This is a genomic window from Actinomadura xylanilytica, from assembly GCF_030283145.1.
Taxonomy (GTDB): domain Bacteria; phylum Actinomycetota; class Actinomycetes; order Streptosporangiales; family Streptosporangiaceae; genus Spirillospora; species Spirillospora xylanilytica.
The window spans coordinates 1724385-1749610 of sequence record NZ_JASNWE010000001.1 but is presented as its reverse complement, the minus strand read 5'-3'; the positions used below and the strand labels follow the sequence as shown (position 1 = coordinate 1749610).

General features: G+C 72.7%; 31 protein-coding genes. 21 read left to right on the top strand and 10 right to left on the bottom strand.

From position 1 onward, the window contains the following. The first annotated feature begins 38 nt into the window (after window positions 1-38). The 5 genes from QP090_RS08200 to QP090_RS08180 all read left to right on the top strand — a co-directional run bounded on the left by QP090_RS08200 (window position 39) and on the right by QP090_RS08180 (window position 3720). On the top strand, window positions 39-659 hold the full coding sequence (locus QP090_RS08200; protein ID WP_285937921.1) for a DUF4178 domain-containing protein: 621 nt from the start codon (window positions 39-41) through the stop codon (window positions 657-659). A 3-nt stretch (window positions 660-662) separates the two neighbouring features. After that, entirely contained in the window at window positions 663-1154 is a 492-nt protein-coding gene (locus tag QP090_RS08195; protein WP_285937919.1) for a DUF2617 family protein, read from the top strand. Further along, window positions 1151-1597, top strand: a complete 447-nt coding sequence (locus QP090_RS08190) for a DUF4247 domain-containing protein (RefSeq protein WP_285937917.1) — start codon at window positions 1151-1153, stop codon at window positions 1595-1597. Before QP090_RS08195 ends, QP090_RS08190 begins: the two co-directional genes overlap by 4 nt. A 10-nt stretch (window positions 1598-1607) precedes the next feature. Next, a complete protein-coding gene (locus tag QP090_RS08185; RefSeq protein ID WP_285937915.1) occupies window positions 1608-2033 on the top strand; it encodes a DUF350 domain-containing protein in 426 nt (141 codons plus the stop codon). A gap of 109 nt (window positions 2034-2142) precedes the next feature. Further along, the gene (locus QP090_RS08180; protein WP_285938608.1) at window positions 2143-3720 is read left to right on the top strand and encodes a polyamine aminopropyltransferase; all 1578 of its coding nucleotides are present in this window, start codon (window positions 2143-2145) and stop codon (window positions 3718-3720) included. A 5-nt stretch (window positions 3721-3725) separates the two neighbouring features. On the opposite strand, the gene QP090_RS08175 is transcribed toward QP090_RS08180, so the two are convergent. Next, complete coding sequence (locus QP090_RS08175; protein WP_285937914.1) at window positions 3726-4433, bottom strand: MerR family transcriptional regulator; 708 nt, start codon at window positions 4431-4433, stop codon at window positions 3726-3728. A gap of 86 nt (window positions 4434-4519) precedes the next feature. Between QP090_RS08175 and QP090_RS08170 the strand changes: the two genes are divergently transcribed. Then, window positions 4520-5662: an acyl-CoA dehydrogenase family protein gene (locus QP090_RS08170; RefSeq protein ID WP_285937913.1), complete on the top strand. Its 1143-nt coding sequence runs from the start codon at window positions 4520-4522 to the stop codon at window positions 5660-5662. Between the two features lie 4 nt (window positions 5663-5666). Here the strand turns inward: QP090_RS08170 and QP090_RS08165 are convergent, their stop codons facing one another. Both QP090_RS08165 and QP090_RS08160 read right to left on the bottom strand, forming a co-directional pair. Beyond that, the gene (locus tag QP090_RS08165) at window positions 5667-6164 is read right to left on the bottom strand and encodes a GtrA family protein (RefSeq protein WP_285937912.1); all 498 of its coding nucleotides are present in this window, start codon (window positions 6162-6164) and stop codon (window positions 5667-5669) included. Window positions 6165-6476: 312 nt separating this feature from the next. Then, window positions 6477-6893: an ATP-binding protein gene (locus QP090_RS08160; RefSeq protein WP_285937910.1), complete on the bottom strand. Its 417-nt coding sequence runs from the start codon at window positions 6891-6893 to the stop codon at window positions 6477-6479. A 100-nt stretch (window positions 6894-6993) separates the two neighbouring features. On the opposite strand from QP090_RS08160, the gene QP090_RS37625 reads away from it, so the two are divergent. The 5 genes from QP090_RS37625 to QP090_RS08140 are packed head-to-tail and all read left to right on the top strand — an operon-like array spanning window position 6994 to window position 8366. Next, the gene (locus tag QP090_RS37625) at window positions 6994-7185 is read left to right on the top strand and encodes a helix-turn-helix domain-containing protein (protein ID WP_432763018.1); all 192 of its coding nucleotides are present in this window, start codon (window positions 6994-6996) and stop codon (window positions 7183-7185) included. Further along, a complete protein-coding gene (locus tag QP090_RS08155) occupies window positions 7170-7805 on the top strand; it encodes a DUF5753 domain-containing protein (protein ID WP_349666483.1) in 636 nt (211 codons plus the stop codon). The genes QP090_RS37625 and QP090_RS08155 overlap by 16 nt, the downstream gene beginning before the upstream one ends. Further along, the gene (locus tag QP090_RS08150; protein WP_285937909.1) at window positions 7802-7990 is read left to right on the top strand and encodes a DUF397 domain-containing protein; all 189 of its coding nucleotides are present in this window, start codon (window positions 7802-7804) and stop codon (window positions 7988-7990) included. The genes QP090_RS08155 and QP090_RS08150 overlap by 4 nt, the downstream gene beginning before the upstream one ends. Beyond that, window positions 7990-8178, top strand: a complete 189-nt coding sequence (locus QP090_RS08145; RefSeq protein WP_285937908.1) for a DUF397 domain-containing protein — start codon at window positions 7990-7992, stop codon at window positions 8176-8178. The genes QP090_RS08150 and QP090_RS08145 overlap by 1 nt, the downstream gene beginning before the upstream one ends. Then, window positions 8178-8366, top strand: coding sequence for a DUF397 domain-containing protein (locus QP090_RS08140; RefSeq protein ID WP_285937907.1), 189 nt, complete (start codon window positions 8178-8180; stop codon window positions 8364-8366). The genes QP090_RS08145 and QP090_RS08140 overlap by 1 nt, the downstream gene beginning before the upstream one ends. 699 nt (window positions 8367-9065) lie before the next feature. On the opposite strand, the gene QP090_RS08135 is transcribed toward QP090_RS08140, so the two are convergent. Then, window positions 9066-9980 carry a hypothetical protein gene (locus QP090_RS08135; protein WP_285937906.1) on the bottom strand — a complete coding sequence of 305 codons (915 nt, stop codon included), beginning with the start codon at window positions 9978-9980 and terminating at the stop codon, window positions 9066-9068. Between the two features lie 44 nt (window positions 9981-10024). On the opposite strand from QP090_RS08135, the gene QP090_RS08130 reads away from it, so the two are divergent. Continuing rightward, a complete protein-coding gene (locus QP090_RS08130; protein ID WP_285937905.1) occupies window positions 10025-10861 on the top strand; it encodes a 2,3,4,5-tetrahydropyridine-2,6-dicarboxylate N-succinyltransferase in 837 nt (278 codons plus the stop codon). A gap of 19 nt (window positions 10862-10880) precedes the next feature. Here the strand turns inward: QP090_RS08130 and QP090_RS08125 are convergent, their stop codons facing one another. Continuing rightward, window positions 10881-11591: a 4'-phosphopantetheinyl transferase family protein gene (locus QP090_RS08125; protein WP_285937904.1), complete on the bottom strand. Its 711-nt coding sequence runs from the start codon at window positions 11589-11591 to the stop codon at window positions 10881-10883. Between the two features lie 55 nt (window positions 11592-11646). Here QP090_RS08125 and dapE point away from each other — a divergent pair, with 55 nt between their 5' ends. From dapE to QP090_RS08110, 3 genes are all read left to right on the top strand, one after another. Next, the gene (dapE, locus tag QP090_RS08120; protein ID WP_432763017.1) at window positions 11647-12708 is read left to right on the top strand and encodes a succinyl-diaminopimelate desuccinylase; all 1062 of its coding nucleotides are present in this window, start codon (window positions 11647-11649) and stop codon (window positions 12706-12708) included. A gap of 100 nt (window positions 12709-12808) precedes the next feature. Then, window positions 12809-13615 (top strand): LOG family protein, encoded by an 807-nt coding sequence (locus tag QP090_RS08115; protein ID WP_285937903.1) that lies wholly within the window; start codon window positions 12809-12811, stop codon window positions 13613-13615. Beyond that, window positions 13615-14205, top strand: coding sequence for an LOG family protein (locus tag QP090_RS08110; protein ID WP_285937902.1), 591 nt, complete (start codon window positions 13615-13617; stop codon window positions 14203-14205). Before QP090_RS08115 ends, QP090_RS08110 begins: the two co-directional genes overlap by 1 nt. Window positions 14206-14239: 34 nt before the next feature. Here the strand turns inward: QP090_RS08110 and QP090_RS08105 are convergent, their stop codons facing one another. Next, window positions 14240-14569 (bottom strand): hypothetical protein, encoded by a 330-nt coding sequence (locus QP090_RS08105; RefSeq protein WP_285937901.1) that lies wholly within the window; start codon window positions 14567-14569, stop codon window positions 14240-14242. 44 nt (window positions 14570-14613) lie between these two features. Here QP090_RS08105 and QP090_RS08100 point away from each other — a divergent pair, with 44 nt between their 5' ends. The 3 genes from QP090_RS08100 to QP090_RS08090 are packed head-to-tail and all read left to right on the top strand — an operon-like array spanning window position 14614 to window position 16154. Further along, complete coding sequence (locus tag QP090_RS08100; protein WP_285937900.1) at window positions 14614-15117, top strand: hypothetical protein; 504 nt, start codon at window positions 14614-14616, stop codon at window positions 15115-15117. Then, window positions 15114-15569, top strand: a complete 456-nt coding sequence (locus QP090_RS08095) for an SRPBCC family protein (protein WP_285937899.1) — start codon at window positions 15114-15116, stop codon at window positions 15567-15569. Before QP090_RS08100 ends, QP090_RS08095 begins: the two co-directional genes overlap by 4 nt. A 9-nt stretch (window positions 15570-15578) precedes the next feature. Further along, complete coding sequence (locus QP090_RS08090) at window positions 15579-16154, top strand: DNA-3-methyladenine glycosylase I (RefSeq protein ID WP_285937898.1); 576 nt, start codon at window positions 15579-15581, stop codon at window positions 16152-16154. Between the two features lie 54 nt (window positions 16155-16208). On the opposite strand, the gene QP090_RS08085 is transcribed toward QP090_RS08090, so the two are convergent. The 3 genes from QP090_RS08085 to QP090_RS08075 all read right to left on the bottom strand — a co-directional run bounded on the left by QP090_RS08085 (window position 16209) and on the right by QP090_RS08075 (window position 20483). Further along, the gene (locus QP090_RS08085) at window positions 16209-18794 is read right to left on the bottom strand and encodes an FtsX-like permease family protein (RefSeq protein ID WP_285937897.1); all 2586 of its coding nucleotides are present in this window, start codon (window positions 18792-18794) and stop codon (window positions 16209-16211) included. Window positions 18795-18799: 5 nt separating this feature from the next. Further along, a complete protein-coding gene (locus tag QP090_RS08080; protein WP_285937896.1) occupies window positions 18800-19564 on the bottom strand; it encodes an ABC transporter ATP-binding protein in 765 nt (254 codons plus the stop codon). A 256-nt stretch (window positions 19565-19820) separates the two neighbouring features. Then, window positions 19821-20483, bottom strand: coding sequence for a class I SAM-dependent DNA methyltransferase (locus QP090_RS08075; RefSeq protein WP_285937895.1), 663 nt, complete (start codon window positions 20481-20483; stop codon window positions 19821-19823). 100 nt (window positions 20484-20583) lie between these two features. Here QP090_RS08075 and QP090_RS08070 point away from each other — a divergent pair, with 100 nt between their 5' ends. The 3 genes from QP090_RS08070 to QP090_RS08060 all read left to right on the top strand — a co-directional run bounded on the left by QP090_RS08070 (window position 20584) and on the right by QP090_RS08060 (window position 23814). Continuing rightward, window positions 20584-21801, top strand: coding sequence for a glycosyltransferase 87 family protein (locus QP090_RS08070; protein ID WP_285937894.1), 1218 nt, complete (start codon window positions 20584-20586; stop codon window positions 21799-21801). 76 nt (window positions 21802-21877) lie between these two features. Further along, a complete protein-coding gene (locus tag QP090_RS08065) occupies window positions 21878-23176 on the top strand; it encodes a sensor histidine kinase (RefSeq protein ID WP_285937893.1) in 1299 nt (432 codons plus the stop codon). Beyond that, entirely contained in the window at window positions 23164-23814 is a 651-nt protein-coding gene (locus QP090_RS08060) for a response regulator (RefSeq protein ID WP_285937892.1), read from the top strand. The genes QP090_RS08065 and QP090_RS08060 overlap by 13 nt, the downstream gene beginning before the upstream one ends. On the opposite strand, the gene QP090_RS08055 is transcribed toward QP090_RS08060, so the two are convergent. Next, complete coding sequence (locus tag QP090_RS08055) at window positions 23786-25186, bottom strand: cryptochrome/photolyase family protein (RefSeq protein WP_285937891.1); 1401 nt, start codon at window positions 25184-25186, stop codon at window positions 23786-23788. The two genes, QP090_RS08060 and QP090_RS08055, sit on opposite strands and share 29 nt — an antisense overlap. Window positions 25187-25226 lie beyond the last annotated feature (40 nt).

Genomic DNA, 25226 nt, shown 5'->3' with positions numbered 1-25226 from the left:
GATTCCACCGGCTCGCGGTCGAATCTGTGGAGGTGCGCATGGGCAAAGCGGCGATTGCGGTCCTGCTGGTGCTGATCCTGGTCGCTTTGATCGTGCTGGTCGTGGTCCTCCTGCGCCGCCGGTCGGGCAGCGGAGGTCCGGGGTCCGGACCGGCGCCGGCGCCGCCGCGCGACCCGTTCGCGGCCGAGGACCAGGCGGGCGGCGACCCGCGGACGCTCAAGGCCGGCGACATGGTCGAGTACCTCGGCGTGCGCTACTTCGTCCGCGGCTCACTGCGGCTCCGCGAGGGCGGCTTCACCTGGAGCGAGCACCTGCTGGACGCCGACACCATCGAGGGCACCAAGGTCTGGCTCTCCGTCGAGGAGGACCCCGACCTGGAGGTCGTGTGGTGGACCGAGCACGACATCGGCGACCTGACCCCCGACCGGCGCACCCTCACCGTGGACGGGGTGGAGTACCGGCGCGACGAGCACGGCACCGCCGACTACGCGAGCGAGGGCACCACCGGGGTGGGCGTCCGGGGCCGGGTCGAGTACGTCGACTACGAGGGCCCGCGCGGACGCTACCTGTCGTTCGAGCAGTACGGCGGCAGCACCTGGGAGGCCGGGCTCGGCGAGCTCGTCCCGAACGGCAGCCTGACGATCTACCCGGGAAGCTGAGCGTTGCTGGCGACCCTCGACACCCCCTATGCCGACTCGCGGCCGGACGCGCTGTCGTTCGCGCTCGGCCTGGCACCGCTGGACGCGCTGGCCGTGCTGCCGGTCGCGCGCGGCGGCCTGACCGTGGAACTGCGCCTGCTCGGCGCGTCCCACCAGGTCATCGCCGGGCCGCTCAGCGAGACCGTGGCCTGCCTGCCGGAGCGCCCCGGCCCGCTCCCGGGCCGGGTGAGCACCGAGCTGCCCGGCTGGGCCTACGACTTCACCGCGACCACGGAGACCCATGACGGCGCCGCCGCGTTCGGCCGCGCCGTCGACGCGCTGCGCGCCCGGCTGGGCGACCGCGGCGACGCGCTGACCGGAACGTTCCCCGGCTCCCCGCACGCCGTCACGGCGCTGGCGGTCGAGCCGTCCGGGACGGGCTGGCGCACCTGGCACGCCTACCCCCAGACGATGGAGATCGTGATGACCCGCAGCCGGCTGGTGAGTCAGCCGTGACCAGGAAGCCCGTGCTGATCGCGATCGCGGCGGCCGTGGTGATCGCGCTGATCGCCCTGGTCGCGGTGCTGGTCACCCGCGGCTCGGTGGACCGGTGGATCGCCAAGCGGTACCACCGGGTCACGTCCGGCGTGTACACCTCGCCCAAGCCCCCGCAGCGGGTGAGCGCCGAGATCACCAAGAAGTTCAAGGCCATCAACCGGGTGGACGACCTGGCGACGCTCGGCCCGGGGGCCGGCGGCATCTTCCTCCAGTACCCGAAGACGATGGTCGGCGTGCTGGCCCAGGGCACCGGCAGCCGGATCACCGTCGACGTGCCGAGCTCCGGTTACAACCGCTACCACTCGCACGTCGGCGGCCACTGGAGCAGCCCCGGCAGCAACGGCTGGAACAGCAACGGCATGGCATCATTCCGCGGCGGCGGCCCCGGCTCGGGCAAGTGAGGAGCATCCGATGAACGACATCCTGCACGAGGGCGGCGCCACGCTGGCGTACGGAGCGCTCGGCATCGCGCTGATGGCGCTCGGCTACCTGGTCGTCGAGGTGACCACGCCGGGCCGGCTCGGACACCAGATCTGGGAGGAGGGCAACCGCGGCGCCGCGCTGCTGCTGTCGGCCAAGCTGATCGGCGTCGGCGCGATCGTCACGACCGCGATCGTGACCAGCGACTCCGACCTGAGCCAGGGGCTGACCGACACCGCGGTCTACGGCCTGATGGGGATGGTGCTGATGGTCGTGGCCTTCTACCTCCTCGACCTGATCACCCCCGGGAAGCTCGGCGCGACCCTCGTCGACGGCGACTCGGTGCACGCCGCCGGCTGGGTGGTCGCCGCGGCCGACCTCGCCGTCGCGGCCATCGTGGCCGGCGCCGTCTCCTGAACGCCGACGATCGGGGGATCGGTTGACCAAGGAGACCACCACCGCGGACCCCGCCGAGGACGCCAAGGACGCCTCAGCCGAGGCGAGCGAGACCGGCGAGACGGTCGAGATGGTCGAGACGGGGGAGGCGGGCGAGGCCGGGTTGCGGGTGTCCGCGCGGGCGGCGCGGGCGCTGGTGCTGGCGGCGGTGTTCACCTGCGCCGCCTGCGGGCTGGTGTACGAGCTGGCGCTGGTCGCGCTGGGCAGCTACCTGGTCGGCAACTCGGTCACGCAGGCGTCCATCGTGCTGTCGGTGATGGTCTTCGCGATGGGCGTCGGGTCACTGCTCGCCAAGCCGCTCCAGAGCCGTCCGGTCGCGGCGTTCGCCGTCATCGAGGGGGTGCTGGCGCTGGTCGGCGGGCTGTCGGTGCTGGTGCTCTACGCGGCGTTCGCCTGGCTCGACCTCTACGTCCCCGCGCTGGTGGTGGTCGCGTTCACCGTGGGCGCGCTGATCGGCGCGGAGATCCCGCTGCTGATGACGCTGCTCCAGCGGATCCGGCGGCAGGACGCGGGCAGCGCGGTCGCGGACCTGTTCGCCGCCGACTACGTGGGCGCGCTGATCGGCGGGCTGGCCTTCCCGTTCGTGCTGCTGCCGGTGTTCGGGCACATCAAGGGCGCGCTGCTGGTCGGCGCGGTGAACGCCGTCGCCGGGATCGCGGTGGTGCTCTGGCTGTTCCGCCGGCAGGTCGGACGAGCCGCGCAGGCCGCCCTCTGGACGGGCATGGCCGCCGTCCTCGCCGTCCTCGGCGGGACGTACGCGCTCGCCGACGGGTTCGAGGTGTCGGCGCGGCAGGCGCTGTACGACGCGCCCATCGCGCTGGCCGAGCGCACCCCCTACCAGGAGATCGTGATCACCCGGAAGGTCGCGCTGTCGGGCCGTCCGGACCTGCGGCTGTTCCTCAACGGCGACCTCCAGTTCTCCTCGGTCGACGAGTACCGCTACCACGAGTCCCTGGTGCACCCGGCGCTGGCGGGGGCGCGCGGCAGGGTGCTGATCCTGGGCGGCGGCGACGGGCTGGCGCTGCGCGAGGTGCTGCGCTACCGGGACGTCTCCAGCGTGACGCTGGTCGAGCTCGACCCAGAGATGCTCCACCTCGCCCGCACCTACGGCGAGCTCGCGCGGCTCAACGGGCACTCGCTGGACGACCGGCGCGTCACGGCCCTCAACGCGGACGCGTTCTCGTGGCTGCGCGCGCCGTCCCAGCGGTTCGACTCGGTGATCGTCGACATGCCCGACCCCGACGACGTGTCCACGGCCAAGCTCTACTCGGTGGAGTTCTACGGCCTGGTGAAGCGGGTCCTCGCGCCGGGCGGCCGGATGGTCGTGCAGTCGGGCTCGCCGTACTTCGCGCCCAAGTCGTTCTGGAGCATCCAGAAGAGCATCGCGGCGGCGGGGCTGGCGACCACCCCCTACCACGTGGACGTGCCGAGCTTCGGCGACTGGGGCTACGTGCTGGCGTCCGCCGGCGACGACCCCCCGGAGCCGGGGCTCGCCCGGGACGTCCCGCCGCTGCGGTTCCTCGACACCGACGTGCTGCGCGCCGCGACCGTGTTCGGCAAGGACCTGCGGCGCCGCGACGTGGAGGTCAACACGCTCGTCCACCCGCGCCTGGTCGACTACGAGAACGAGGAGTGGCGCGACGCCTGACCGGGTCAGTCGCGCGGGACGGTGCGGCGGATCGCCTTGTCGACCGAGCGCTGGAACGAGGTCACCAGCGACTGGATCATCAGCGGCTTGAGCTTGGCGGCCAGCTCCAGCAGCCGCTCGCGCTCGCCCGGTGGGCGGCCCCGCTCGCGGTAGGGCCGGACGACGGTGTCCTGGAAGACCCGCTGGAGCTCGCCCGCCAGCGCGGTGGTGTGCCGCTCGACGGCCTCGTGCGCGGCGACCAGCGTTTCGAGCGGCATCGGCAGCTCGGCCAGCTCGGCGCTGATCCCGAGCAGCGCCGGGCTGAGCACCCGGACCGTCCCGTCGCCACCGGACTCGATCACGCCGAGCGCCTCCAGCCGCCGCAGCGCGTCCTCGTCGAGGTGCCGTCCGGCCCGGCGGTCGAGCTCGTGCCGGTCCAGCACCTCGGACCGTTCCGGCGCCCAGGGCGACAGCAGCGCGCGCTGGAGGGCGAGGTCTTCGGGCGAGGCGTCCAGTGGGATCTTCCGCAGGTGCTGCTCGACGGCCGCCAGGGTGAGCCCGAGCGCTTGCAGCTCGCGGACGAGTTCCAGCCGGGCCAGGTGGTCCTCCCCGTACAGGCCCGTCCGCCCGCGCAGGCGGGGTGGGGGGAGGAGGCCCCGTCCGGCGTAGAAGCGCACCGTCCGGACCGTGACGCCGGCGCGGGCCGCCAGGGCGTCGACCGTCATCTCCTCCATGGGCTCCCCTGTCCGGCGGTATGTGACAGTGCCAGTGTTACATTAACTCTGTATCAGTACACACTTACCGCGAGGAGGCACCCCGGATGGCGCGCGAGATCTTCACCGAGGAGCACGAGGCGTTCCGCGACATGGTGCGGTCCTTCATCGAGAAGGAGATCGCCCCGCACCACGCGCAGTGGGAGAAGGACGGGATCGTCTCCCGCGAGGTGTGGCTCGCCGCCGGCCGCCAGGGCCTGCTCGGCATCGACATGCCCGAGGAGTACGGCGGCGGCGGCAACCCCGACTACCGCTACTACATCGTCCTCAACGAGGAGTTCGCCAAGGCCGGCGTGCACGGCCCCGGCTTCTCGGTGCACAACGACATCAACGGCGGCTACCTGCGCCAGCTCTGCACCGACGAGCAGAAGGCGCGTTGGTTCCCCGGCTACTGCTCCGGCGAGATCATCACCGGCATCGCGATGACCGAGCCCGCCGCCGGCTCCGACCTCCAGGGCATCAGGTCCACCGCGGTCAAGGACGGCGACCACTACGTCCTGAACGGCTCCAAGACCTTCATCTCCAACGGCATCCTCGCCGACCTGGTCATCGTCGTCGCCAAGACCGACCCCGCGGCCGGCTCCAAGGGCGTCAGCCTGCTCGCCGTCGAGCGCGGCATGGACGGCTTCGGCCGTGGCCGCAACCTCGACAAGGTCGGCATGCACGCCCAGGACACCGCCGAGCTGTTCTTCGACAACGTCCGCGTCCCCGCCGCGAACCTCCTCGGCGAGGAGGGCATGGGCTTCATCTACCTGATGCAGAACCTCGCCCGCGAGCGCCTGTCCATCGGCATCACCGCCCAGGCCGCCGCCGAGACGGCCTTCGAGCAGACGCTGGAGTACTGCAAGACCCGCGAGGCGTTCGGCCGCCCGATCGGCACGTTCCAGCACAACCGCTTCACGCTCGCCGAGATGAAGACCGAGCTCACCGTCACCCGCGCCTTCACCGACGAGTGCGCGGTCAAGGAGGGCCGGGGCGAGCTGTCGGCCGACCAGGCCGCCATGCTCAAGTACTGGAACACCGAACTGCTCAAGCGCGTCGTGGACCGCTGCCTCCAGCTCCACGGCGGCTACGGCTACATGATGGAGTACCCGATCGCCAAGGCGTACCAGGACGTCCGTATCCAGACCATCTTCGGCGGCACCACCGAGATCATGAAAGAGATCATCGGCCGCGGCCTCGGCGTCTGACCCGTCAGGCGGACGTGGCCTTCGCCTCGTTGAACACGAAGCGCCGGTAGGCCCAGTAGCGGAACAGCATCGCCAGGGCCGTGCCGAGGATCATCCCGCTGACGAAGTCGGAGACCTCCTGGACCCCGCGCCCCACCACCGGGTACTTGAGGTCGAAGAAGTAGCGCGCCACATACAGCGGCACCGCGTTGATGCCGGTCGAGATCCCGTTGATCAGCACGAACAGCGGGAACTCGGCCGGGCTGCGGCGCTTGGCCTTGACCCGGAACGCCCACCCGCGCTGGAGCGCGTACGACAGCAGCGTGGCCACCGCCGTCGCGACGAGCAGCGCCGTCACCGGCTTGTGCTCCATCACGGTCAGCTTGAGCGCGAAGTTGATCGCCACCGTCACGACGTAGCACAGGCCGCCCGTCAGCCCGAACTTGACCAGCACCCTGTTCTTGATCAGGATCGGCCGGACCTGTTCGGGCACCCGGTCGAGGGCGGCACTGGTGATCGTCATGCGCCCGAGCCTATCGATGATCGTTCACACCCGGCCCCGTCCCGCCGCATTCGCGGCGGCCGGCCGCCTTCCGTGGCGTGAACCACACACCCCCCCGCCGCCCCGCGGTGAGTATCCGGTGGTGGCCCGCCCGCAGGTGGCGAGGATCGCGGCACGCATGCCCACCTGGAGACCGCACATCCCCTGCCCGGGCTCCTCCGCGACCACCCGTGCACCGGGACCCGCGGCTACTGGGCCGCGCAGGAGAACAAGGCCGCCTGGGGCGGGGGCCCCGGCCCCAGTGGAAACGACACCCGCGGCCGTCGACCATTCCTAGGTCGCCATGAGAGCCCAGACGATCTTGCCCTTGCCGGTGGCCGAGCGGCGGACGCCCGCCTCCTTGGCGTAGGCCGCGACGATGGTGAGCCCGCGGCCGTTCTCCGCCGTTTCGGGAGCGGCGCGAGGGGCCGGGAGCGCGGGCGACGGATCCCAGCACTCCAGTAGAGGCGCTTGATCTTGCATGGTGCAGCGGAGGCGGATGTGGTGGCCTCGCGCGGCGGCCACGGCGTTGGTGACGATCTCGCTCATCACGAGCATGGAGTCGTTGACGAGATCGCGGCCACAGCCCCAGTCGCCGAGCGCGTAGCGGACCAGTTCACGCGCCAGGACCACGGACGACGGCTCGGCCAGCAGAGTCAGGCGGACTTCGGGGATGCCGAGGGGCGACGAGGTCAGATCTTGATCGTTCATGAGGGCCGTCCTGGAGTTGGTGGAACGTGCCCTCACTGTCAGTGTTCGCGCTTTAACGTGAAGTGGATTGCAAGTAGCTCAATACACCTGTGGGTGAGTGATGAGTGTCAGAGAGACCATCGACCCGAAGTCCTCGCTGTGGGCCTGGCTGGCCTTTGACCTGTGGTTTCACCGTACCCAGCGAGGTCTCTCGCTGGCCCAGACCGCCATGATTGTCAAGACGACCCGGGGCACTGTATCCAACTGGGAAGCGGGTCGATTTCGGCCAAGTGACACCTGTCTAAACGCCTAGACAAGGCATGGGGCACTGGTGGCCACTTCGAGCGACTTCACCTGTTCGCCTGTACTGGTCATGATCCGGACTGGTTTAAGCAGTACGTCCAGTACGAGATGGTCGCGGAGATCATCAAGGTGTTTCACGGGAAGAGCATTCCGCTTCTGCTTCAGACCGAGGCGTATGCACAGGGTGTGCTCCGAGCTGCTGGCCACGTCGACGAGGCGGAGGCGACGACCCGGGCCCGGATGAAGCGGCAGGAGATCCTTGTGCGGAAGAATCCTCCGTTCGTGTGGGTCGTCATCGATCAGGAAGTCCTCGAATGCATCGTCGGAGGGCGACAGGTGATGCGTGAGCAGATCGCACACCTGATCAGGCTCGCGGAGATGCCGCGTGTTTGCGTGCGGATCGTCCCCCGGGAGGCTGGTTGGCACCCCGGTCACGATGGCCCATTCCAGGTTTTGAAGGTCCTGGGAAGAGAGGTGGCTTATGCCGGGGCCCAGGTCGGTGGCCGTCTGATCGAGGCCGGTGACGAGGCCGACATTCTGGCTGTACGGTTCGATGAGATCGGGGCACTGGCCCTCTCCCGAGCGGCTTCGCTGGACCTGATGAGGCGGACGATTGGAGTGTACGAATGATCAACTGGCGCAAAAGTTCCTATACCGGCGGTGGGAACGACGAAGCGTGTGTGGAGTTGGCGGAGTCGGCAGGCTGGGTGTGGGTGCGGGACTCCAAGGATCCCAACGGTGCGCGGTTGGAGTTCGAGCGTGCGTCGTTCGCCGGGCTGTTGGTACGGGTGAAGCGTGGAGAGGCGGGGTTGTAGTGATCGAGTGGCGTAAGAGTTCCCACAGTGGCGGCGACAGCGATCCGGCCTGTGTGGAGTGGGCGGAGTCGGTTGGCGGGGTGTGGGTGAGGGATTCCAAAGACCCCAACGGTGCGCGGTTGGAGTTCGAGCGTGCGTCGTTCGCCGGGCTGTTGGTACGGGTGAAGCGTGGAGAGGCGGGGTTGTAGTGACCGAGTGGCGTAAGAGCTCCTACACCGGCGGCGGGAACGATGATGCTTGTGTGGAACTGGCGAAGTTGGCTGGTGGGGTCTGGGTGCGGGACTCGAAGGATCCCGAGGGTGAGCGGCTGGAGTTCGGGCGGGCGTCGTTCGCCGGGCTGCTGGTGCGCGTGAAGCGAGGAGAGTTCGGCCTGTAGCGGCGGAGCCGCGTAGCTTAGAGGGCGTGGCGTGGTCCGGGCCGATCTGCCTCACTCGGCCTGGCTACCCGCCGCGTGACCGTGAAGCGGCACGGCCGGGCCACCTCGTGGTGAAAGCCTGATTTGTGCATACTTTCGATGGCATTGTGCGGCGTTCTTGACGTCGGCGCACCGTGGAGGGGCCGTCCTCGATCGGATCATCAAAGTCGAATGCTGGCAGTCCTACCAGGAGGCGGACGGCGTCCGATCGCAGAGGGCGTTTCAAGCGGGCGATCACTCTTTGGTCCGTCGTCTCTTGGAGGAAGAGGCAAAAGGCGATCAGCCGCTGTACGACGAGGTGAGGGCGCGGTCTCTGGAGTTCTCCCGGATTCGGCTGATCGCTCATCTCGGACTCGCACGGCCCGCGTCTCTGTTACCGAAAGCGATGTGGCCGAGGACGGCTTCACCGCCGAAGTCGACGCCGCCTATACCACCACTCTTCCCCGCCGGTCTTGCGGCGCTGGGCGTGGCGGATGGTCCACTCGATCAGCGTGCCCGATTTGAACGGGTGACGATCACGGTGACGTCGTAGCGGCCCATCGGGTCGTCCTTGAGTGCCTCCCGGTCGATGCGGACGACGAAGCCGTCGCCCGCCTTCCGGACGGAGGGCCTGGCATGTCGGACAGGCCCGTACCGCGGCCCCCGGTCAGCGGCGACCGGTCAGTCGATGATGACGCGGTCGGTGGGGGCGTTCTTGTCCTCGGTCCAGCCGTCGTGGCCGGCGTCGGCCTCCCAGTGCTTGCCGCCGTAGCGGATGTGGGTGAGGCCGTACGCCTGGGCGTGGGAGACCGCCCAGGAGGCGACCGCCCAGCCTGAGCGGGGGGACGCGACGCGGACGGACTGGTTGGGCGGCTGCTGGGACGGGGCGCCCTTCGCGGTGGTGCGCGGGGCGTCCACCTGGAGGCGGCTGCCGAAGGCGCGGCGCAGTTCGCGGATCGCCTCGGCGCGGCGCGGCGCGGTCTTCTTGTCGGGCGGGAACCAGCAGCGCGCGGTGGCGGGCTCGCGGCCGGTGTAGGCGCGCGCCAGCAGCTTGCCGTCGGGTTCGTGCTGGGCGTAGGCGGTGCCGTCGGCGCTGCGCTGCACCTCCTGCGCGGCCTTGTGCAGGTCGTTGTCGAGGTAGTCCTTCACCTTGACCAGGGCGTCGAAGAACTTGCTGGTGGACTGGACGGGGTCGCGCAGCTTCTCGACGCTGCCCCAGCCCTGGGACGGGCGCTGCTGGAACATGCCCACCGAGTCGCGGTCGCCGCCGGGCAGGTTGTGGATGCGCGACTCCTGCATCGCGGTCGCGTAGGCGATCACCACGGCCCGTTCGGGGAGCTGCTTGCGGAACGCGACGGCGGCGATGGTGGAGGCGTTGGCGGCCTGTTCGAGGTCGAGCGGCATCTTGCCCAGCGTCGTGCGCACCTCGCAGCCGGATCCGTGCAGGTAGGGGCGGGCGCGGGAGAAGGCGACGTAGCCGCCCACGCCGATGGCGACCACGACGGCCATGACGATCGCGGCCCACCGCCAACGGCGGCGGTGCCCGCCGCCCGGCCCCTTTTCGGGGCGTCCCTTCGACCTCGCCCAAGCAACCACGCGACGACCGTACCGGCAGATGGCCACCAGTAAGCTCAAGGGCCATGACCGAAACGTTCACCAGCCCGATCTCCAGCGTCATCGACGAGCTGTGGGAGCGGCGAGCAGATCTGACCCCGGACGACGCCGAGGCGCGCAGTGCCATCGTGGCCGCCGTCGACCAGCTCGACTCCGGTGAGGCCCGTGTCGCCCGGATCGAGGCGGCGACCGACACGGTCGCCGTCGACGAGCGCGCCAAGCGCGCGATTCTGCTGAGCTTCAAGGTGCTCGGCATGGTCCGCTCGCAGGTCGGCGACTTCCAGTACCACGACCGCATCCCGCTCAAGACCCGGCTGGACGGTGTCCGCGTGGTGCCGGGCGCCATCGCCCGCTGGGGCGCGCACCTGGCGCCGGGCGTGGTGCTGATGCCCTCGTTCACCAACATCGGCGCCTACGTCGACTCCGGCACCATGGTCGACACCTGGGCCACCGTGGGGTCGTGCGCGCAGATCGGCAAGAACGTGCACCTGTCCGGCGGCGTCGGGATCGGCGGGGTGCTGGAGCCGCCGAACGCGGTCCCGGTGGTGATCGAGGACGAGGCCATGATCGGCAGCCGGTCGATGATCGTCGAGGGTGCCCGGGTCGGGCGCGGCGCGGTGGTCGGCTCGGGCACCAACCTGTCGGCGTCCATGCCGGTCATCGACGTGGAGACGGGCGAGGAGATCAGCCGCGGCCGGATCCCCGACTGGTGCGTGGCGGTCGGCGGCACTCGCCAGAAGGAGTTCAAGGGCGGCACGTTCGGGCTGCCCGCGGTGCTGATCCTCAAGCGCCTGGAAGAGGGCAGGCGGCACGACAAGGCCGTGCTGAACGACATCCTGCGCGATCACGGCATCAACACCTGACGGTGCCGGGCCCGCTCCCTCAGGCCGGCGGGGGCGGGCCGGCCACCGTGACGGCGAGGGGGCGGGTGGTCAGGGCCGCCACGGACGCGGCGTAGCCGGGGCCGGGGGACAGGTCGGCCAGCCGGGCGGTGGGCACGGCGGCCTCACCCTCCCAGGCCAGCACCTCCGCGGGGGCGGCGGGCGCCGACACGTGGATGGCCGACATCGGCGCGGCCAGGCCGTGCCCGGTGGCCTTCAGGAGCGCCTCCTTGCGGCTCCAGTACGCGTGGAAGGCCCGCCGCCGCTCCGCGGGGGGCAGGGCGGCCAGCACCTCCCGTTCGGGCGCGGCCAGCACCATGTCCGCGATGCTGTCGATGTCGCGGTCGCTCTCGCGCTCGACGTCCACCCCGACCTCGGCGGCCCCCGCGCCCCGCGACAGTGCGAGGACGACCAGGCCGCCCGAGTGCGAGAGCGAGAAGTGCACGCCCCGTCCGGGGAGGCGGGGCTTGCCGTGGGTGCCGCCGCAGTGCTCGCAGTCGGTGCTGAAGCGGATCTCTTCCGGGGGCAGACCGGTGGCCTCCGCGAGCGCGGTGCGCGCCAGCGCGCGGCCGGTGACGAACCGGGCCTTGTCCTCCGCGCGGAGGAATCGGTCGTAGCGGGTCTGTTCGGCATCGTCGAGATGGACGCGCATCGACGGCTCGTCGACGGGCCGGGCCCAGTGGACGGCGATCTCCAGCACAGGGGTCTCCACGTCCGCGATGATAGGCCGCCCTCGCCGCGGCCCGGCGCCACTACCCTTGGTGACCATGCTGCTGGACCTGAACTCGCACGTGGGGGACCTGACCGCCGCTCTGGTCGACATCGAGTCGGTGAGCGGCGCCGAGCGCGGCCTCGCGGACGCCGTCGAGGCGGCGCTTCGCGCGCTGCCGCACCTGACCGTGGTCCGCGACGGCGACTCGGTCGTCGCCCGGACCGGGCTCGGCCGCGCCGAGCGGGTGGTGATCGCCGGGCATCTCGATACCGTCCCGCTGAACGGCAACCTGCCGTCCCGGGTGGAGGGCGACCGGCTGTACGGCTGCGGCACCACCGATATGAAGAGCGGCGTCGCGGTGGCGCTGCGGCTCGCCGCGACCGTGCCCGAGCCGTCCCGCGACCTCACCTACGTGTTCTACGAGTGCGAGGAGATCGAGGCCGAGCGCAACGGCCTCAAGCGCCTGGCCGCGACCCGGCCCGAGCTGCTCGCGGGCGACTTCGCGGTGCTGATGGAGCCGACCGGCGCGCTCATCGAGGGCGGCTGCCAGGGCACCATGCGCGCCGAGGTCACCGCGACGGGCGAGCGGGCGCACAGCGCGCGCGCCTGGATGGGGTCCAACGCGATCCACGCCGCCGGCGCCGTCCTCGACGTGCTGCGCGCGTACGAGCCGACCCGTCCGGTCGTCGACGGGCTGGAGTACCACGAGGGCTTCAACGCGGTGTTCGTCCGCGGCGGCGTCGCCGGCAACGTGATCCCCGACGAGTGCGTCGTCACCGTCAACTACCGGTTCGCGCCCGACAAGTCCGAGGCCGAGGCCGAGAAGTACCTGCGCGAGGTGTTCGGCGGCTTCGCGGTGCGCGTGGTCGACTCCGCCCCGGCCGCCCGTCCGGGCCTCACCCACCCGGCCGCCGCCGCGTTCGTCGCGGCGAGCGGCGCGGAGGTGCGCGCCAAGCTGGGCTGGACGGACGTGGCGCTGTTCGCCGGGCTGGGCGTCCCCGCGGTCAACTACGGCCCCGGCGAGCCGACCCTCGCCCACACCAAGGACGAGTACGTCGAACTCCCCCTGATCGCCGACTGCGAGCGGCGCATGCGCGCCTGGCTCGGCACCTCCTGACCGGCGGCCCGCGGCGCGCGTTCTGACCGGATCCGGCGGGTTCGGGGGCCGATCGGAATTCCAGGGGGTGATCACTCCGGGGCTTGGCTACGGTGAGGCCATGACATCCGAATCCGACCCTCGTTCGCGACGGCAGGGGCCCGCGACGCTGCGCGGCAGCGCCATCCCCCAGACCACCACCGACCAGCGGCTTCTCGACAGCCAGGGGTCCGTCGAGTGGCTCCACGCCGACCCGTGGCGGGTCATGCGCATCCAGGCCGAGTTCGTCGAGGGCTTCGGCCTGCTGGCCGAGCTGCCCAAGGCCGTCAGCGTCTTCGGCAGCGCCCGCACCAAGCCCGGGTCGGACGAGTACGAGCTCGCCGTCGACATCGGCGCCCGGCTCGACGACGCCGGCTACGCGGTGATCACCGGCGGCGGCCCGGGGATCATGGAGGCGGCGAACAAGGGCTGCAACGACAACGGCGGGCTGTCGGTCGGCCTCGGCATCGAGCTGCCCTTCGAGCAGAAGCTGAACGACCACATCGACATCGGGCTGGTGTTCCGCTACTTCTTCGTCCGCAAGACGATGTTCGTCAAGTACTCCCAGGCGTTCGTGGTGCTGCCGGGCGGCTTCGGCACCCTGGACGAGCTGTTCGAGGCGATCACCCTGGTCCAGACCACGAAGATCACCCGGTTCCCGATCGTGCTGGTCGGCACCGAGTTCTGGGGCGGGCTGCTCGACTGGATCCGCAGCACGATGCTCAGCTCCGGCAAGATCGGCCCGAACGACCTCGACCTGGTGCACCTCACCGACGACCCCGACGAGGTCGTCCGGATCGTGACCGACGCCCACCACCAGGCCGCGCAGCGGGCCAAGGAGGAGGCCGCGGCGCGAAGCATCGCGGCCGAGGCCGGGGACGCGAGCTGATGGGGCTCGCGGTCTGCGTCTTCTGCGCGTCCAGCAGCAAGATCGACCGGCGCCATGTGGAGCTGGCGGCCGAGGCCGGCGCCGAGCTGGCCCGCCGCGGCCACAGCCTGGTCAGCGGCGGCGCCCAGGTGTCGTGCATGGGCGCGGTCGCCCGCGCCGCGCGGGCCGGCGGAGCCCGCACGGTCGGGGTGATCCCCGAGGGGCTGGTCCAGGTGGAGATCTCCGACGAGGACAACGACGAGCTGGTCGTCACGCCGGACATGCGCTCCCGCAAGGGCGAGATGGACCGCCGCAGCGACGCCTTCCTCGTCCTGCCCGGCGGCATCGGCACGCTGGAGGAGCTGTTCGAGATCTGGACGGCCCGGGTGCTCGGCATGCACGACAAGCCCGTGGTGATCCTCGATCCCACCGGCGTGTACGACCCGCTGCGCGAGCTGATGAAGGGCCTGGCCGACCAGGGCTTCGCCCGGCCCAAGATCTTCGACGCGATCGGCTGGACCGACTCCGTCCCGGTGGCCTTCGACCTGCTGGAACGCTCCCGGCCGCGGATCCAGGCGACCCCGGAGGACTACGCCGAAGCCGAGCTGTGACCCGGCCCCCGGACGCCGCCCGGCCCGGTCCCGCTCAGGCGAGCCCGCGCCGGGCCAGCGCGGGCCGGCGTTCGCCCCGGATCGAGGCCACCATGTCGAGCGCCTGCCGTACCGCGGGCGCGCACGGCTCCGGCGCCCGGAACACCCGGACCCCCAGCCACGCGTAGACCGAGGCCGTCGCGAGCAGCCCGGGATCCTCCGCCTCCACCGGGCCTGGGCCCGCCGCGACGAGCGTCACCAGGACCGGCCGCCCGCCCGCCACCAGCTCGGCCACCCGCGCCGCGGCGGGCCCGACCCCGGCGTCCACCACGCCCTCGGGCACCGGCGCGTCGAGGGCCAGGACGCTCCGCTCGTGCAATTCCATTCCCTGATCGTGGCACGATCGACTAGGTGTAGACAGATCGGAGCTTGATCGTGTTTGTGGTGCTCGCCCTGGCCGGCCTGGCGGTGCTGGGTGGCGTCGTCGTCCTGGCCAAGGGCAGGGGCGGCGAGCTGAGCGCGGCGAGTCCCGACCGGCCGCCGCTTCCGAGGGGCGACGAGCAGCTGGTCGCCGCGCTGGAGTCCGCGCGGCTGCGGCTCCCGCGGGGGCTCTGGGGCTACCAGTCCGAGGTGGCCGACGAGGTCGTGTACCGGCTGGTCGGCCTGCTGGCCGAGCGGGAGGCCCGGGTGGCCGAGCTGGAATGGCGGCTCGCCGAGCGGCGGCTGCCGACGCCGCCCGAGGCCGTCCGGCCGGACGGCGACGGGCAGGTGCCGTTCGAGGACGAGCTGTTCGCCGAGCACGAGGCGGCGGAGGCGCCGGCGGAGGCCGAGCACGAGGCGGAGACGTCGACCGAGCCCGAGCGGCGCGGGGCGCAGCCGGTCGGGCTGGTGAAGGCCCGCGAGGCCGCCGAGGAACCCGAGGAGTACCGATGAGCCAGGTCGCCGTGCAGGTCGAGGTGCCCGCGCGGGCGTCCGCCGAGCGGGTCTTCGCGGTGCTGACCGACTGGCCCCGGCACGCCGAGTGGATGCCGTTCACCCGGGCCGAGGGCGGGCACGAGGTCGGCGCCGGCCTGGAGGGCTGGACGGGCATCGGCCCGATCGGCTTCCTCGACACCATGGTGATCACCGACTGGCGGCCGGGGCGGCGGGTCGCGGTGCGGCACACCGGCCGGGTGGTGCGCGGGGAGGCGTGGTTCCGGGTCGAGCCGCGGCCGGACGGCGGCAGCCGGATCGCGTGGGCCGAGCGGGTCGATCTGCCGCTCGGCGTGCTCGGCCGGGCGGGCTGGCTGGTGGCGGGCCCGGTGGTCCGCGCGTTCATGGCGTTCGGCCTGCGCCGGCTGGCGCGGCTGGCCGAGGCGGGCGGACCTGTCGGCGGCATGCGGTAGACAGGGCCGGTGAGTACCGCGATCCGAGGTGAAGACGGGCTGGCCCGCTGCCCCTGGGGGCTGTCGGCCCCCGACTACGTCGCCTATCACGACGATGAATGGGGCCGTCCGGTCCGAGACGACCAGGGGCTGTACGAGCGGCTGTGCCTGGAGGCGTTCCAGTCGGGGCTGTCGTGGCTGACGATCCTGCGCAAGCGCGAGGGATTCCGGGCCGCGTTCGCGGGGTTCGACCTGGAGAAGGTCGCCGCGTTCGGGCCGGACGACGTCGAGCGGCTGCTCGGCGACGCCGGGATCGTCCGCAACCGGGCCAAGATCGAGGCGGCGGTCGCGAACGCGCGGGCGGCGCTCGACCTGCCCGGCGGGCTGGCCGCGGCCCTGTGGCGGCACGCCGATCCCGGCGCGCCCGCGTACGCCGACATGGCCGACGTGCCGGCGTACACGAGCGGGTCCAAGGCGATGGCCAAGGAGCTGAAGAAGAGCGGGTTCCGGTTCGTCGGGCCCACCACCGCCTACGCGCTGATGCAGGCGTGCGGCCTGGTCGACGACCATCTGACGGGCTGCCACCGGCACGGCGCCTACCGCTGACCACGCGCCTGCCCCTGACCAGGCGCCTGCCGCCGACCCGGATGTCACCCGGTCTCACTCGGCCTTGGCGGCCTCCAGCACCGGGACGGTCGAGGCGCGGCGGGCGGGCAGGGCCGAGGTGGCCAGCGTCACGGCCGCGGCACCCACCGCGACCAGGGCGAACACCCACCACGGTGCGTTCGGCCGCAGGAAGGAGCTGCCCGACGCCACGTGGATCCCCACGACGGTGCCGACCGCCGAGCCGAGGCCGAGCAGCGTCCCGAGCAGCACCACGGTCGCGGCCTCCCAGCGGACGATCGAGCGGATCTGGGCGGCGGTCGCGCCGACCGCGCCGAGCAGCCCGAACTCCCGGGTCCGCTCGGCGACGCTCATCGACACGGTGGTGGCCATGCCGAACAGGGCGAGCACCAGCGCCATCGCGATGAAGCCGTAGACGACCCGCAGGCCCTTGGTCATCGACCCGGCGGCCGTCTTCACGTAGGCGGCCCGGTCGACGACCTCCGCGCCGGGCACCCCGGCGATCGCCGCGTTCAGCGCGGCCTCGCCGCCGCCGCGGACCAGCACCGTCCGGACCGGCGCGGCGGGGTCGAGCCGGTCCATCGTGGCGGGCGCGACCAGCCCCTGGTCGGCGAACAGGTGGGACGGGTCGTGGTAGCCCCCGGCGACGGTGAGTGCGACCCGTCCGCGCGCGCCGCGCACGACGACCCGCTGCCCCCGCTTGATCTTGTTGGCCCGCATCACGGTGCCGCTCAGCCCGATCTGCCCGGGGCCGAGGACGAGGGGCCGCCCGCCCAGCTTCAGCACCGAGGGCAGCGCGGCCGGGTCGGCGCCGGTCAGGGTCAGGTAGACGGGCGCGGGCGCCTCGTCGGGGATGAGGCGGGGCGGCTCCGGGGAGACGAGCTTCACCGAGGCGGACGTGAGCGCGGTCGCGTGCGCGACGCCGGGCGCGGCCTTGACCTTGGCCTCGGCGTCCGGGGAGAGCGGCGCGGCGCCGTCGGCCGTCTTGCCGGTGGCGGCGATCGCGTGGTCGGCGGCCATCACCCGGGTCCCGGTCTCCTCGAAGCGCGCGTCGGCCGACATCACGATCAGCGCGGGCGCGAGGACCAGGGCCACACCGAGCATCAGCGAGGACGCGGCGGAGGAGACCCGGTGGGGGCTGCGGGTGATGGTGGCGCGGGCGAGCCGCCCGGCCTCCCCGCTGACCGCCGTCCCGGCCCGTCCGACTAGGCCGCCGAGCGGACCGACGAAGAACGGGGCGAGGACCGCCAGGCCGGACACCGCGACCATCGAGCCGAGCAGGATCATCATCGCGACCGCCACGGTGCGGTCGGGGCCGGGCGGCTCCTCGGACCTGATCGCGAACACCGCGCCGTAGAACATCAGCGCGAGCGCGAACACGCCCGCCGCGCCGAGCAGCCGGGGCCAGGCGCGGCCCGTCCCGCCGTCGGACGTCGCCCGGAGCGCCTGCATGGGGGAGATCCCGGCGGCGCGGCGGGCCGCGCGCCAGGCGGCGAGCTGGGTGACCAGGATGCCGGCGGCGGCCGGGACCGCCAGCGCGACCCAGCCGAACTGGGCGTCGGCGGCGGAGATGTCGAAGCCGTCCTGCGCGAACAGGGTGGTGAGCAGTCCCGACACGGGGTAGCCGAGGAGCACCCCGCCGATCGAGGCGACCACGCCGAGGCCGAGCGCCTCCAGCCGGATCAGCCGTTTGATCTGCCGCGGGGTGGCGCCGATCGCGCTGAGCAGCGCCAGCCTTCGGGTGCGCTGCCGGACCAGGGTGCCGAAGGTGTTGGCCACGACGAACAGGCCGACGAACACCGCGACGGAGGACAGCATCGCGATGACGCCGCCGAGCGAGGCGCTGTCGCTGCTCAGGTTGTCGGACTGCGTGCTCCGCACCTTCGCCGCGCTCCGCACGGTCGCGGCGCCGCCCAGGTGGCGGTGGAGGCCGGCGCGGAGCCGGGCCTCCGGGACGCCCGGCGCGGCCTTCACCCAGACGGCCTGCCAGGTGCCGGCGGGCAGCCCGGCGGCCCGCCGGACGGTCTCGGGCGGCGCGAGCAGCAGGTCGCCGGCCGCCACGGCACCGTGCCCCTGCACGGTGACGATCCCGACGACCTTCATCGCGCCGGTCCGGCGGGGCATCAGCACCTGGGTGGTCGACCCGACGTCCAGGTGCCCGGCGCGGGCCAGGTGCCGCACGACGGCGACCTCGCCGTCGGCGGACGGGGCGCGGCCCGACTCCAGTTCGTACGGGTTCAGCCGGGGGTCCTGCACCCACGGCCGCAGGGTCGTGCCGGCCCCGGCCGGCGGCATGATCGTCTTGCCGTCGGTCCCGGTGGCGGTGACCTGGACCATCGCGTCCCCGGCCACGGCGGCGACCCCGGGCCGTCCGGCCACCCGGTCGAGCCGGATCCGGCCGTCCGGCGGGCCGTCCACGTCGTCGGGGTCGACGGTGCCGCCCTGGACCAGCACGTCCGCGCGGGAGTACTCGCTGGCGTCGCTGCCCGCGACGGCCTGCTGGGCGCGCAGCGTGAACTGGAGCGATCCCGCGATCAGCGCGATCGAGAACACGGCCGCCAGCAGTGTGGCGACGAGCCGCATCCACCCTTCGGTGAACGAGCGCCGTGCGATGAGCCACATGCCGCTCAGCCCTCCATCCGGCGCATGAGCGCGTGGACGCCGTCGATGGTGGGGTCCCCGAGCTCGGTGACGATCCGGCCGTCCGCCAGGAACAGCACCCGGTCGGCGTAGGCGGCGGCCACCGGGTCGTGCGTCACCATGACCACGGTCTGCCGGTAGGTGTCGACGGCGGTGCGCAGGAAGCCGAGCACCTCCGCGCCCGCGCGCGAGTCGAGGTTGCCGGTCGGCTCGTCCGCGAAGAGGACCTCGGGACGGGTCAGCAGCGCCCGCGCCACCGCGACGCGCTGCTGCTGCCCGCCCGACATCTCGGCCGGACGGTGCGAGAGGCGTTCGCGCAGGCCGAGGGCGTCCACGATGGTGTCGAACCACTCGCGGTCGGCGCGGCGCCCGCCGAGCCGGCCGGTGAGCCGGATGTTCTCCTCGGCGGTCAGCATCGGCAGCAGGTTGAACGACTGGAAGACGAACCCGAGCCGGTCCCGGCGCAGCCTGGTGAGCCGGGTGCGGCTCAGCGTGGTGATGTCCACGCCGCCGATCACCACCGAGCCGGACGTCACGGTGTCCAGCCCGGCCATGCAGTGCAGGAAGGTGGACTTGCCGGACCCGGACGGCCCCATGATCGCGGTGAACTGCCCGCGGGCGAAGGCCGCCGAGACGCCCCGCAGCGCGGCGACCGTCCCGTCACCGTGCCCGTAGGACCTGGTCAGGTCGGACGCCGTGGCGACGTGCTCCAGTACCTGCCCGGACGGCGGTGCGGCGGTTGTCTGTGTCATGCCTCAAGCCAACCGCCGCGCCGCCCCCCAGGGCATTGGCGCGACCCGGAGGACCCGGGGTAGGGCCAGCCCCACCCCGGAACGGGAGGCCTGTCTCAAAGTCCTCGGCTGTCGCGCGAGCGCGCTACCTGGCCGGTGAGGCGAAGCCGAAGGCGAGCCGAACCGGCCAGATCGCGAAGCGATGCAGCGCTCGCCCAAGCACGGTCGGCGTCCGAGCCCTAGGCGAGGACGCCGGGCCGGGCGTTGGAAACACGCCCTAGGAAGCGGGCGGCTTGCGGGCCATGAGGTAGCCCTGCGGGACCTGCGAGGACAGCTCGGATTCCGGAGTCTCCCGCAGCGTCCGGCTGGTCATGGCGAAGCCGGCCCGGCCCAGCAGGTCGGCGACGTGGTCGAGGGACAGCCGGCGGAAGTCGAGCGACACCGGGTGGCCGAAGGGCTTCTCCAGGCGCAGCGGCTCGTCGCCGACCTGGAAGGCGACCAGCAGGTGGCCGCCGGGGGCCAGCACCCGGTGGAACCCGGCGAACACGTCCGGCAGCAGCTCGGCCGGGGTGTGGATGATCGAGTACCAGGCGACGACGCCGGCGAGGGTGCCGTCCGGGATGTCCAGATCGGTCATCGAGCCCTCGTCGAACCGCAGGCCCGGGTGATCGCGGCGGGCCAGCTCGACCATCGCCGGGGACAGGTCGAGGCCGGAGACGTCCAGCCCGAGGGAGTGCAGGAACGCCGTGACGAGGCCGGGGCCGGAGCCGAGATCGGCGACCGGACCGGCGCCGGCGGCGCGCACGGTCTCGGCGAAGGCGGTGAGCATCGCGCGGGCGAGCGGGTCGTAGTCGAGCACGGTCTTGAAGCGTGCGGCGTAGTCGTCGACCACGGCGTCGTAGAACGCGCGGGTCGTGTTCAGGTGGGAGGGGTCGGTCATGATCGGCGATGCTAACGCGGCGCGGGGTAGGGCTGGGTCTACCTCCAAGTCGGCGGTCCGATCTACTGATCCGCGCGCCCTGCGGCGGTTGCCTTGACCCATGACCATGCAGACCCTCTCGGCGCTCCGCGGCGCTCCGGTTTCGCGGCGCGTGCTCCGATTCCTGGGCGGGCGCGCCCCAGCCGTCCGCGTCGTGCCCGCCGTCTATGGGGCGTCCGCCGTCTTCGCGGCCGTGACCGCCGTCGTGACCGACCTCGGCCCGCACCGGGAGTGGGGACGGATCGCGGCGGTGGTCTACGGAGCGGGCGCGGTCGTGGCGCTGCTGCCCTGGGGACGCCGGTACCGGGGCGCGCTGGCCGCGCTGGTCCTGGGCGGAGCTGTGCTGCTGCCGCTGGGGGTGCTGGTCGCAGCCGGGCAGGCACAGCCCGAGGTGTGGGTCGTCGAGCGTGCGGGGGCGCGTCTGCTGGAGCACGGAACGCCCTACCTGGGTCCGGCCGGGCTGGGCGGTGGCGGCTACGAGGCGTACAACCCGTACCTCCCTGGCATGGCGTTGCTCGGGCTGCCGGGTGTTGATCCGCGGCTGCTGTTCGGCGCGGTGCTGGCGGTGTCTCTGGGGCTGAGCGGGTGGCTGCTGCGAGGCCGTCCCGTGCTGGGGCCGCTGACGGTGCTGGTCGCGTCGCCGCTGGTGGCGTTGCCGCTGGTGGTCGGCGGGGACGACCTGCCAGTGATCGGGCTGGTCTGCCTGGGGCTCGCGCTGGCGGCCCGGGACCGTCCCGGGGCGGCGGGCGTGGCGCTCGGCGTCGCGGCGACGCTGAAGGCCACCGCGTGGCCCGCATTGATCGTCTGCCTCGTCCTGATCGCGGTGCGGGGGACGGGGGCCCGGCGGTACGGGACGGCCGCGGCGGGCCTGGTCGCGCTGGGGGTGGGGCTTCCGGCGCTGGTCGATCCGGCGGGGTTCATGGAGAACGCCGTGCGGTTCCCGCTGGGGCTGGCCGGGGTCGCGTCACCGGCCGCCAGCCCGCTGCCCGGACGGCTGCTCGCCGACCTCGGGCCGTCCGGGCACGCCGTCGCGGTGGTCGCGCTCGGGCTGGCCGCGGTCGCCATGGGCGCCTGGCTGCTGGCGCGTCCGCCCCTCGACGTGCGCGCCGCCGCGTTCCGGATCGCGGCGGGGCTGCTGGTGGCCGCCGCGCTGATGCCCGCGACGCGATGGGGCTACCTCGTGTACCCGGCCGTCCTGGCGGCCTGGGCCGTCCTCGCGACGCGCGCACGTGCGTACGGCGGGCGTCGGGAGGAGACGCGCCTGTGCCTCGTTGCCTGATCACCACCTGGAGCTGGGACCGCTCCTACCAGCGCCTTCGTGACTTGCTGCGCGACGCGTCCAGTACGGTCGGGGCATGAGCGCGGCGACCGGATCCGCTCGTCCCACGGTGTGGCGGGCGATGGCGGGCAACCCGCTGCGGTTCCTGTTCTCCGCCTGGCCCTGGCGCGCGCTCGTGTACGTGGTCACCGGACCCGTCGTCGGGACGGTGTGGCTGCTGACGGCCATCCTGCTGGTCATCGTCGGGACGCTGCTGATCCCGGTCGGGATCGGTATAGCGCTGCTGCTCTGCGTCCCGCTGTCGGCGATCGCGTTCGCCGCCGTCGAACGCCGCCGCCTGGGCCTGATGGACCGCCGCCCGGCGCCGTCCCCGCACCTCGGCGTGGACCGCGCGGACCGCGCGGACCGTCCGGGGCTGCGCTCCTGGTTGCGGTTGCGGCTGCGGGAGACCGCCACCTGGCGGGAGCTCGGGTACGCGCTGCTGGCGGCGCTGCTCTCCGTGGTGGATCTGGTCGTCCCGTTCACCTTCTTCGTCGGCGCGTTCGTCCAGGTGTCGGCGCCGGCGCTCGTCGGGAACGGCGACCAGATCATGTACGGGCCGGGCGTCACGGTCGACACCCCGGGGGAGGCGTGGCCCGTCGCCGTGGCGGGTGCGCTCATGGCCGTGGTCGCGTTCTACGCCGTCACCGCGCTGGCCGGGGCGCGCGCCGCGCTCGCCCGCGCCCTGCTCGTCCGGCCGGTGGCCGAGGAGCTCGGCGAGCGGCTCGTCGAGGTGCGCGCGTCCCGCGCCCGGCTGGCCGACGCCTTCGAGATCGAGCGGCGCCGCATCGAGCGCGACCTGCACGACGGCGCCCAGCAGCGGCTGACCGGGCTGATCATGACGCTCGGGCTGGCCCGGCTGGACGGCTCGGCGGGCGAACTGGTCGAACGCGCGCAGGACGAGGCGCGGGCCGCGCTGGCGGAGCTGCGCGACCTGGTCCGCGGCATCCACCCGTCGGTGCTGACCGACCGGGGCCTGCACGCCGCGGTGGAGTCCCTGGCCGAACGGTCGCCGGTCCGGGTCGAGGTGGACGCCCGGCTGCCCGCCCGGCCCCCCGAGGGCGTCGAGTCGGCGGCGTACTTCGTCATCGCCGAGGCCCTCGCCAACGTGGCCAAGCACAGCGGCGCGTCGGCCGCCCGGGTGACGGCCCGGACGGACGGGCGGACGCTCGTACTGGAGATCCGCGACGACGGCTCCGGCGGCGCGCGGGTGTCGGCGGGCAGCGGCCTCCAGGGCCTCGCCGACCGCGTCGCCGTCTACGACGGAACCGTGCGGCTGTCGAGCCCGCCCGGTGGCCCTACGATCCTGCGGGTGGAGATCCCATGCGAGTCGTGATCGCCGAGGACTCGGTGCTGCTGCGGGAGGGGCTCGGCCAGATCCTGGCCCGCTTCGACCACGAGGTCGTCGCCGCGGTGGAGGACGCGCCCGGCCTGGCCGCCGCCGTCGCCGAGCACCGGCCCGACATCGTCGTCACCGACGTGCGGATGCCGCCGGGGTTCCGCGATGAGGGGCTGCGCGCCGCGCTCGCGCTGCGCGCCGCCCGCCCGGAGCTGCCGATCCTGGTGCTGTCGCAGTACGTCGAGCAGTCGTACGCCTCCGACCTGCTCCAGACCGGCGGCGGTGTCGGGTACCTGCTGAAGGACCGGGTCGGCGAGGTCGCCGAGTTCGTCGACGCGCTCGAGCGGGTCGCCGCGGGCGGCACGGTGATCGACCCGGAGGTGGTGCGGCGGCTACTGGCCCGGCGCCGCGAGGACTCCCCGCTGGAGCGGCTGACCGCGCGCGAGCGCGAGGTGATCGCGCTAATGGCCGAGGGCCGGTCGAACGGGGCGATCGCCCGCGCGCTGGTCGTGTCCGAGGCCGCGGTGATCAAGCACGTCGGGTCGATCTTCACCAAGCTGGACCTCTACCAGACCGCCGACGACCACCGCCGGGTGCTGGCCGTGATCACGCAGCTCCGCGACGCCCCCCGCTGAGGACGCCCGCCGGCGCCTGTCCGCTCAGGTCGGGCGGCCCGCCGTCAGAGCGGGGCTCCACGATCGGCGCCGGATACCCCAGGCGGAGGCGGAGGTCGTCCGGGAGCCTCCAGGGGGTGTGCACGTAGGGGGCGGCCACCTCCGCCAGCTCCGGGACGTGCTCGCGCACGTAGCGGCCGTCCGGGTCGAAGCGGGCGGCCTGCCGCAGCGGGTTCAGGACGCGGTTGGGCCGGGTGTCGTTGCCGGTGCCCGCGACCCACTGCCAGTTGCCCGCGTCGTTCGCCACGTCCCCGTCGGCGAGCCACGCGCCGAAGTGGGCCAGCCCGTGCCGCCAGTCGACGCGCAGGTCGCGGGTGAGGAACGAGGCGCAGATCATCCTGGCCCGGTTGTGCATCCAGCCCTCGCGCAGGAGCTGCCGCATCCCCGCGTCCACGATCGGGAAGCCCGTGCGGCCCTCGCGCCAGGCGTCCAGCGCGTCCCGGTCCTGGTTCCACTCCGTGCCGCGGGGCCGGTAGTCCACGCGGTCGATATCGGGGAACGCGGCGGTGACCTGGTGGTGGAAGTCGCGCCAGGCGAGCTGCCGGACGAACGCCTCACCGCCCGTCCGCTCCCTGGCGGCCACCGCGGGCTCCAGCGGGGACAGGCAGCCGAACCGCAGGTACGGGCTGAGCCGGGACGTCCGGTTCCCGGGCAGGTCGTCGTGGCCGTCCTCGTAGCCGGTGAGGCCGTCGCGCAGCCAGGTCCGCATCCGCTCGCGTCCGGCGGACTCGCCCCCCGGCTGGAGGCCCGGCGACGGGTCCCGGGCGAACTTCTCCGCGATGACGTCCAGCTCGACGTGATTAGGGGAGAGGTACAAACGGGACGGCAGGGCGACGCGGTCCGGGGCGTCCGCCATCGGACGCCAGCGGGCCGCGCTCCACACACGCCAGTAGGGCGTGAAGACGCGGTAGTGGTCTCCGCCCGCAGGAGTGAGGTCCCCGGGCGGTACGACCGTCAGCCCCGGATGGACCGAGACGCGAATCCGCCGCCGCGCGCCCTCCCGCTCCAGCCGCGTGCGCCGCCGCGTCGCGTACCGGCTGACGTCGTCGCTCAGGAAGATTCCTTGCGCACCGGCCTCTTCGGCCAGCCGAAGCGCCTCCACCACGGGATCGCCGCGCCGGAGGAGGAGGTCGCCGCCTCGCGCGCGCAGGGACGCGCGCAGATCAGCGAGCGAGTCCAGCAGGAAGCGGGCCCGGTTGGGCGCCCCGGCCAGCAGCACGTCGTCGAACACGAACACGGGCACGACGTGCCGGGCGGCCTCGCAGGCGGCGGCCAGGGCGGGATGGTCGTGCACCCGGAGATCGCGGGTGAAGAGCATGATCGCGGTATCCATCGTCCCTTCTTCGCACCGCGATCGGCGATCGGTTGCAACC

Bases quoted from the DNA above. Each gene is read 5' to 3' on its own strand.
- QP090_RS08200 (WP_285937921.1), top strand. From the start codon at position 39: ATGGGCAAAGCGGCGATTGCGGTCCTGCTGGTGCTGATCCTGGTCGCT.
- QP090_RS08185 (WP_285937915.1), top strand. From the start codon at position 1,608: ATGAACGACATCCTGCACGAGGGCGGCGCCACGCTGGCGTACGGAGCG.
- QP090_RS08180 (WP_285938608.1), top strand. From the start codon at position 2,143: ATGGTCGAGACGGGGGAGGCGGGCGAGGCCGGGTTGCGGGTGTCCGCG.
- QP090_RS08175 (WP_285937914.1), bottom strand. From the start codon at position 4,433: ATGGAGGAGATGACGGTCGACGCCCTGGCGGCCCGCGCCGGCGTCACG.
- QP090_RS08170 (WP_285937913.1), top strand. From the start codon at position 4,520: ATGGCGCGCGAGATCTTCACCGAGGAGCACGAGGCGTTCCGCGACATG.
- QP090_RS08165 (WP_285937912.1), bottom strand. From the start codon at position 6,164: ATGACGATCACCAGTGCCGCCCTCGACCGGGTGCCCGAACAGGTCCGG.
- QP090_RS08160 (WP_285937910.1), bottom strand. From the start codon at position 6,893: ATGAACGATCAAGATCTGACCTCGTCGCCCCTCGGCATCCCCGAAGTC.
- QP090_RS37625 (WP_432763018.1), top strand. From the start codon at position 6,994: ATGAGTGTCAGAGAGACCATCGACCCGAAGTCCTCGCTGTGGGCCTGG.
- QP090_RS08150 (WP_285937909.1), top strand. From the start codon at position 7,802: ATGATCAACTGGCGCAAAAGTTCCTATACCGGCGGTGGGAACGACGAA.
- QP090_RS08130 (WP_285937905.1), top strand. From the start codon at position 10,025: ATGACCGAAACGTTCACCAGCCCGATCTCCAGCGTCATCGACGAGCTG.
- dapE (WP_432763017.1), top strand. From the start codon at position 11,647: ATGCTGCTGGACCTGAACTCGCACGTGGGGGACCTGACCGCCGCTCTG.
- QP090_RS08115 (WP_285937903.1), top strand. From the start codon at position 12,809: ATGACATCCGAATCCGACCCTCGTTCGCGACGGCAGGGGCCCGCGACG.
- QP090_RS08110 (WP_285937902.1), top strand. From the start codon at position 13,615: ATGGGGCTCGCGGTCTGCGTCTTCTGCGCGTCCAGCAGCAAGATCGAC.
- QP090_RS08105 (WP_285937901.1), bottom strand. From the start codon at position 14,569: ATGGAATTGCACGAGCGGAGCGTCCTGGCCCTCGACGCGCCGGTGCCC.
- QP090_RS08095 (WP_285937899.1), top strand. From the start codon at position 15,114: ATGAGCCAGGTCGCCGTGCAGGTCGAGGTGCCCGCGCGGGCGTCCGCC.
- QP090_RS08085 (WP_285937897.1), bottom strand. From the start codon at position 18,794: ATGTGGCTCATCGCACGGCGCTCGTTCACCGAAGGGTGGATGCGGCTC.
- QP090_RS08080 (WP_285937896.1), bottom strand. From the start codon at position 19,564: ATGACACAGACAACCGCCGCACCGCCGTCCGGGCAGGTACTGGAGCAC.
- QP090_RS08075 (WP_285937895.1), bottom strand. From the start codon at position 20,483: ATGACCGACCCCTCCCACCTGAACACGACCCGCGCGTTCTACGACGCC.
- QP090_RS08070 (WP_285937894.1), top strand. From the start codon at position 20,584: ATGACCATGCAGACCCTCTCGGCGCTCCGCGGCGCTCCGGTTTCGCGG.
- QP090_RS08065 (WP_285937893.1), top strand. From the start codon at position 21,878: ATGAGCGCGGCGACCGGATCCGCTCGTCCCACGGTGTGGCGGGCGATG.
- QP090_RS08060 (WP_285937892.1), top strand. From the start codon at position 23,164: ATGCGAGTCGTGATCGCCGAGGACTCGGTGCTGCTGCGGGAGGGGCTC.
- QP090_RS08055 (WP_285937891.1), bottom strand. From the start codon at position 25,186: ATGGATACCGCGATCATGCTCTTCACCCGCGATCTCCGGGTGCACGAC.